Source organism: Aerococcus sp. HMSC062A02 (genome assembly GCF_001809535.1).
Classification (GTDB): Bacteria; Bacillota; Bacilli; order Lactobacillales; family Aerococcaceae; genus Aerococcus.
In genome coordinates, this window is the sequence record NZ_KV797938.1 from 1 (window position 1) to 6,734 (window position 6,734).

A 6,734-nucleotide genomic window follows, 5' to 3' on the forward strand; every position below is an offset into this window, starting at 1 on the left:
CGGAGACTTGTGAAGTGACAAGGAAGCTGCGCAACCGAACCCGACTAAGGGTGTGAGGGAGAGCGTTCAGCTTTGGATGCTTGGAGTAAGTTGGGATAAGGGCAAGCCACGCTTGCACGTTCCCAACTTGCGAAAGCACGCCAAAGCTGCTCTTGCAAACCCGACTAGATAATATGTAACAAAAGTTTTCAACTTTTGTTATCCTAAATCCTCTAGCAGCAAGCTAGGGGATTTTTTGTATGAAATGAACTGTGCTGGGGCATCCGTTCCTGCCTCTTCTCTTAAGAACTGGCAGCTTCTCAAACCGTTACTGCATCTGCTCCTTCGATATTGCAGTTTCTTGATGTCTTACTGCATCTTCACTCGCGATGTTGCAGTTTCTCGATGTGCTACTGCATCTTCCCCTATGATATTGCAGTTGCTCAGCGCGTTACCGCATCTTCTCCCGTGATATTGCAGTTTCTCAGCCTGTAGCTCTGGAAATTTACTAGGTCTCTGATAGTTATTGATAAAACGATATATTTTGTTTATATTATATTTAAAAATATTGAGAACGCAAAAAAAGCAGCTAGCTCCTTCTTTCAGGTCACTAGCTGCTTTATTTGTGTTGCTGGCTATTTGATTACTCTTATTAAAATCAAAGCACCATTTCTTTTTTTCAATTTAATGCTTAATGCAAACAATGAAATCCGATTGCTTCTCCAAATCATGAGCAGGAGTGGAGCTTGAAAGTGATCGTTAGCCGTGACCAAGCAAGCGAAGCTAATTACGTATCGTAGGCGCTAGCCATACGATACGTTTGAGTCTCGCTAGGTGAGGGACCTTGGCCCGAACCGATGCCACGGCTCTTTAACGATCACTTTCAAAGCAGAACGCATGCTCAACAATGTTAATGCATTCAATCCCCATCATCAAGCATCCAATCCCAGCCTACTCTTCGTCCTTATCCGTCAGAGCCTTCATGGACAGGTTGATCCGGCCGCGGTCGTCGACTTCGATCACCTTAACGCGGACGATATCGCCAATATTGACCACATCTTCCACCTTGTTGGTCCGTTTGTGTTGGAGTTCGGAGATGTGGATCATGCCGTTTTGGCCAGGCGCCAGGTCAACGAAGGCACCAAATTTTTCAATACGGAAGACCTTGCCTTCGTAGATTTGGCCGACTTCGATCTTCAGAGTCAGCTGTTCGATAATTTCAATGGCGCGGTCGATCATAGCTTGGTCATCGGAGTAGATAGTCACCAGGCCGTCATCCGCGATGTCGATCTTGGTGCCGGTTTCGTCGATGATCCCGTTGATGGTTTCGCCACCCTTACCGATCACGACCTTGATTTGGTCTTCGTCGATGCGGATCTTGCCGATCTTAGGCGCATACTTGCTCAGTTCAGCCCGTGGTTCGGCAATCGTAGAGGTGATTTGGTCGAGGATCTGCATCCGCGCTTGCTTAGCTTGGGCCAGGGATTCGCGCAGGATTTCCTCAGTAATTCCCTTGATCTTGATATCCATCTGCAGGGCGGTAATCCCTTCAGCAGTCCCCGCCACCTTGAAGTCCATGTCGCCCAGGTGGTCTTCCAGGCCTTGGATGTCCGTCAAAATGGTGTACTTGATTTCATCTGCTTCGTTCATGACCAGACCCATGGCAATCCCGGCAACCGGCGCCTTGATTGGCACACCAGCGTCCATCATGGCTAAGGTTGAAGCACAGATGGAAGCTTGGGAAGACGAGCCGTTAGATTCTAGAACTTCAGCCACCAAGCGGATGGTGTATGGGAAGTCTTCTTCTTCTGGGATCACCTGGCTCAGAGCACGGTGGCCCAAAGCCCCGTGGCCGATTTCACGCCGGCCTGGTGAGCCGTAGCGGCCGTTTGAGCCCACAGAGTATTGGGGGAAGTTGTAGTGGTGGATAAAACGTTGGTCGTAGTCAGGTCCTAAGCCGTCGATGTGTTGGGCTTCTGACAGTGGTGCCAAAGTACATGCCGACAACACTTGAGTTTGGCCCCGGGTAAAGAGACCAGATCCGTGGGCGCGAGGCAAGAGTCCCACTTCAGAAGATAAAGGACGGATTTCGTCGATTTGACGGCCATCGGGACGGACCTTGTCATCCGTAATCAGGCGGCGGACTTCATTGTACTCCAACTTATCAGCCAGGTCCGCCACTTGTTGGTGGATCTGGATAAAGTCTTCGTCTTCGAGGAAGCGAGCATCATAAACAGACAGGATTTCATCCTTAACCGCTTGGATATTTTCCTCCCGTTCCAACTTGTCGAAGGTTTGAATGGCTTCCACCATGCGTTGGTGGTAGTTGGTCACGATCTCCGCTTCCAGCTCAGGATCCAATTCATCCGGCACATAGTCGACCTTTTCTTGGCCGATTTCGTCGATGATTTGTTTTTGGAAATAGGTCATTTCCTTGATATTGGCGTGACCGAACATGAGGGCTGCCAACATCTCGTCCTCGCTCAGTTCGGACGCGGAAGATTCCACCATGTTGATGGCCTTAGAGGTCCCCGCAACCGTCAATTCCAGGTCGGACTGGGCTTGCTGGTCAGCGGTTGGATTGATCATCAAGTCGCCATTCACCCGGCCCACATTGACCCCCGCAATCGGTCCTTCAAAAGGAATGCTGGAGATGCCGAGCGCCAGGGAAGACCCGAACATGGCCGCCATCTCAGGGCTGCAGTCAGGGTCTACCGACATCACGGTATTGATCACCTGAACATCATTCTTGTAACCTTCAGGGAAAAGCGGACGGATGGGCCGGTCGATCAAACGTGCCGTCAAGGTAGCGTGCTCACTTGGCCGCCCTTCCCGTTTGATATAGCCGCCCGGAATCTTACCCGCAGCGTACATCTTCTCTTCATAAAGCACTTGGAGAGGGAAGAAATCTTGTCCTTCCTTAGGCTCCTTGGCCCCAACCACAGCTGTTAAAACAACCGTCTCCCCGTAACGCACGAGGACCGCCGCAGAAGCCTGCTTAGCCAACTGGCCAATCTCAACCTGGAGCGGACGCCCCGCCCAGTTCATTTTATAGACTTTCTTTTCTTCAGACATGTCATGCTCCTTTTTCTCTTTTTGCATGGCGTCGTAAGCTACTAAACAAAGAACTAGGTCCAAATTGAAGGCCAGGCCCCACTTCTTTGGTTAGTAGGAATTACAGACGCCGCTTACCATTTCAAACAACAATCATCCAATAAAAATTAACTTACAATAGTATCCATAGACAGGAAAAGTAGACCTAGACAGGCACTAACAAATTCCAACATAAAAAATCAGCTTGGGATTCCCCCATAAGCAAAGGCCGTAGCCATCTCAGGGGTGAGAGGGTGGCGCCTATTTGCATTCAGAAGCCCTGAGTACAGATAGCAGCCCGCCAGTTTGCCTTCGAGTGTCCTGAGTGCAGATAGCAGGTCAGCAATTTGCATTCAAGAGCCCTGAGTACAGATAGCAACTCACCTATTTGCCTTCAAAAGCTCTGAGTGCAGATAGCAACTCGTCAGCACAGCCTCCTACACAACCACCAAACAAAGCACCAGGCAAAAATTAGCTTGGATTCCACTCATGAGCAGGAGCGGAGCTTGAGTTTGATCGTTAGCCATGTAAAAGAAAGCGATGTGAATTAGGGATCGTAGGCGAAGCCGTACGAGCCCAAACCTGCTCCAAAAGTCAACCCTGACTCCACTTCACAAAATCTAGGCGAGCCTTTAGCAAGGCTCTTCTAGATTTTGCTCCAGTGGTTCAGGCTTAACCGACTTTTGTCGCACTCTAATTCTTTGAGACTCGCTAGGTGAGAGACCTCGGCTCTCACCGGTTCCATGGCTCTTTAACGATCAAACTCAAGACGGAACGTATGCTCATAGCACAATTCCCATTCAAACCCCAAGCTCATTTTTCTTAATAAAAAGGCGAGATCCAATTGCTCGAATCTCGCTTTTTTGACATCGAATTAGCGACGTAAACCTAAGCTTTGGATCAAGTTACGGTAACGGGTAACGTCCTTGTTACGTAAATAAGCTAATAAGTTACGACGGTGACCAATCTTCTTCATCAAACCACGGTATGAATGATGGTCTTTCTTATGAGTTTGGGCATGGGCGTTCAGCGCATTGATTTCAGCGGTAAGTACAGCGATTTGTACTTCTGGGCTCCCAGTATCCCCTTCATGCGTAGCATATTTTTCGATAATTTGTGTTTTTTCTTCTTTTGAAATTGCCATTTTGACAACACCTCTTTCTATATTTTTGCCTAGAACTGAGTCGATCGTCGGTGACTCGCAAAGACTAAGTACTAGGTCATGCCATGACGGCACTCTCCAAAGTATACGCCCAAAAGGCTCAGAATGCAAGGGAAAATGCCTTAAATATTTCTAAACTAATCCTCTAATGGGCGGTGCTTGGCCAGGGTCCCCATGCCGATCGAGCCCTTGCCGCCGTGAGTCCCCAAAACAGGGGTTAGATAGCCGATCATACAATCTAGGTCCGGATGCTGGCCGTGGATAGCTGCCTTAAATTCCTCCGCCTCTTCCGGCACTCCCCCATGGGCAAAGGCCAAGCGGATGCCTTGAGGATAGGCCGCGATGGCTTCGTCCAGCAGTTTCTGGTAGGCTTGGATGACCTTCTTCTTGGTCCGCACTTTGTCGTAGAGGACAACTTCCCCTGCCGCATTGAAGTAGGCCACCACATTGATCCGGAGCAGACTGCCCAGCTTGGCGGTCAGTAAGGAAGCCCGTCCCCCTTTAACGAAGGTCTTGAGGTCTGGAATCACCACATAGATCCGAGAATTATCGCCAATCCACTGGAGCTCTTCGGCCAGGCGGTCAGCCGGCCAACCCGCTTCAAGCATCTCTAGGCCCTCAAGCAAGATGTGCTGCATCTGGAAAGAGGTCCCCTTGGAATCAATATAATAAGTCTTGAAGTCATCAGCGAATTCCTCCAGCACCATCCGCGCCGTCTTCAGAGTCCCGCTGATCTTACTGGAGAGGAAGATGGCGAAGACCGTATCATAGCCGCCCGCAATAATCTCCTGGGCCCGCTGGTAGAAGGCCAGGGGCTCTGGCTGCGAGGTCTGGGGCAGTTCAGGCGAAGCGTCCAGGTAGTCGTAGAAGGCTTGGGCTGCCTCGGGTTCAGCAGTGTCCGCAAATTCCTTGCCATCCGGAAAGCGCATCGACAAGTCCACTTGAAAGACATTGTCCCGGTTCCTCAACTCATCCGGCAAACTAGCTGTACTATCAATGATAAATGCTGCTTTCATCCCGTCACTCCATTTCTTATTCTTACCATTCATTGTAGCAAAGAAATTTTGCCCTGTCTGTTCTCAACCCTCTTAAAAAAGACTTTATTTTTCTTTAAATTCGCGTAAAATAAAGGTATTGCATTAATGGAGGAAAATCATGAAAACAAACTACCTGTGGGCCGCTGGACTGGCTGGCCTGCCCTTTTTAATCATTCTTTGCCTTGTTGCAACGGGCAACTCCGCCCTCTTGGCCCTGGACCAGGCGGTGAATACGGCCCTCTACGGCGGCCACTACCCCCTCTTGGTCCCCATCGTCCGCGCCTTCACCTACCTGGGCGACAACTACCTGCAGCTGATCTTCATCGCTCTCTTGGGAATCTGGCTGGTCTACAAGAGAGAAAAACAATTGGCCACCTGGCTCCTGCTGACCAACTTCCTGACCATCTCCGGCATCAACCAGCTGGTCAAGTTCCTGATTGAACGGCCCCGGCCCGACCTCTTCGACCATCTCATCCTGGTCGGCGGCTACTCCTTCCCCAGCGGCCACTCCATGGGCTCGGTCGTCTTCTACGGTAGCCTGGCCCTGACCCTGGTCTACCTCTGGCCCAGACACTTCAAGCACCCCGCCCTCCTCTACTCTTTGGTGAGCCTCCTCTCCCTAGCTTTGGCCTGGTCGCGCATCTTCCTCGGCGTCCACTACTTCTCCGACACCCTGGCCGGCCTCTCCCTCGGCCTCGCCTGCCTCATCCTCGCCAAAGCCGCCATGGACCGCTGGGTGGATGAGCGTCCACAAGTTCAATAATAAACGAAAGCAGGCCGGGTGCCTGCTTTTTCCTTTTGATTTTGGGTGGAATTGGAGAGTGGCGGGCGGCTAACCCACAATTAAACCGCCTAAGTGTGGCTTGGCGAGCGCCAACACCCAATCAAAGGGGCCAAGTGTGGGTTGCCATTCGCCAACACCCAATCGAAGGGGCCGATTGTGGGTTAATAATCCCCAACCCACAATTGAAAGGGACGAATGTGGATTGCCATTTCCCAATACACACTTAAAAGGCCCGAGTGTAGCTTGGTAAGCCCCTCTCCCAATAAAAGCACAAAACCAGATCCTACACAGTTCAGGATCTGGTTTTCTAATTTTTTATAAGGGATATTTTTATCGCAGCAGACAATATCGATAAGACCACAACATCGCTTTACCAACACCCCATAATATTAAAAGAGATATTTTGATAGTACTATTCAATGTTGATTTAAAAATAACTTGCAATATTGATAGGAGCAGGAGTGGAGCCTTGAAAGTGATCGTTAGCCATGAAAAGCAAGCTTCAGGGTGAGAGGGCTAGCGGTAGAAATAGACCTCTGGAACAAAGAGACAGAGAAGACTGAAAGTCTTCGGCGGCTCTTTGTGAAGAGGAGCTATTTCTGCTAGCCTGAACCCGACTAAAGCGAATTACGTATCGTAGGCAGAAGCCGTACTAGCCCAAACCTGCTCCAAAAGTCAA

General features: G+C 50.0%; 4 protein-coding genes. 1 reads left to right on the top strand and 3 read right to left on the bottom strand.

All coding sequences use genetic code 11. From position 1 onward, the window contains the following. Window positions 1–930 precede the first annotated feature (930 nt). The 3 genes from pnp to HMPREF2626_RS07105 form a co-directional block, all read right to left on the bottom strand. Entirely contained in the window at window positions 931–3,054 is a 2,124-nt protein-coding gene (gene pnp / locus HMPREF2626_RS07095; protein WP_070619367.1) for a polyribonucleotide nucleotidyltransferase, read from the bottom strand. Window positions 3,055–3,946: 892 nt separating this feature from the next. After that, entirely contained in the window at window positions 3,947–4,216 is a 270-nt protein-coding gene (rpsO, locus tag HMPREF2626_RS07100; RefSeq protein ID WP_067972344.1) for a 30S ribosomal protein S15, read from the bottom strand. Window positions 4,217–4,371: 155 nt separating this feature from the next. Next, entirely contained in the window at window positions 4,372–5,250 is an 879-nt protein-coding gene (locus tag HMPREF2626_RS07105) for a DegV family protein (RefSeq protein WP_070619370.1), read from the bottom strand. A gap of 139 nt (window positions 5,251–5,389) precedes the next feature. Between HMPREF2626_RS07105 and HMPREF2626_RS07110 the strand changes: the two genes are divergently transcribed. Continuing rightward, complete coding sequence (locus tag HMPREF2626_RS07110; RefSeq protein WP_070619374.1) at window positions 5,390–6,034, top strand: phosphatase PAP2 family protein; 645 nt, start codon at window positions 5,390–5,392, stop codon at window positions 6,032–6,034. Window positions 6,035–6,734 lie beyond the last annotated feature (700 nt).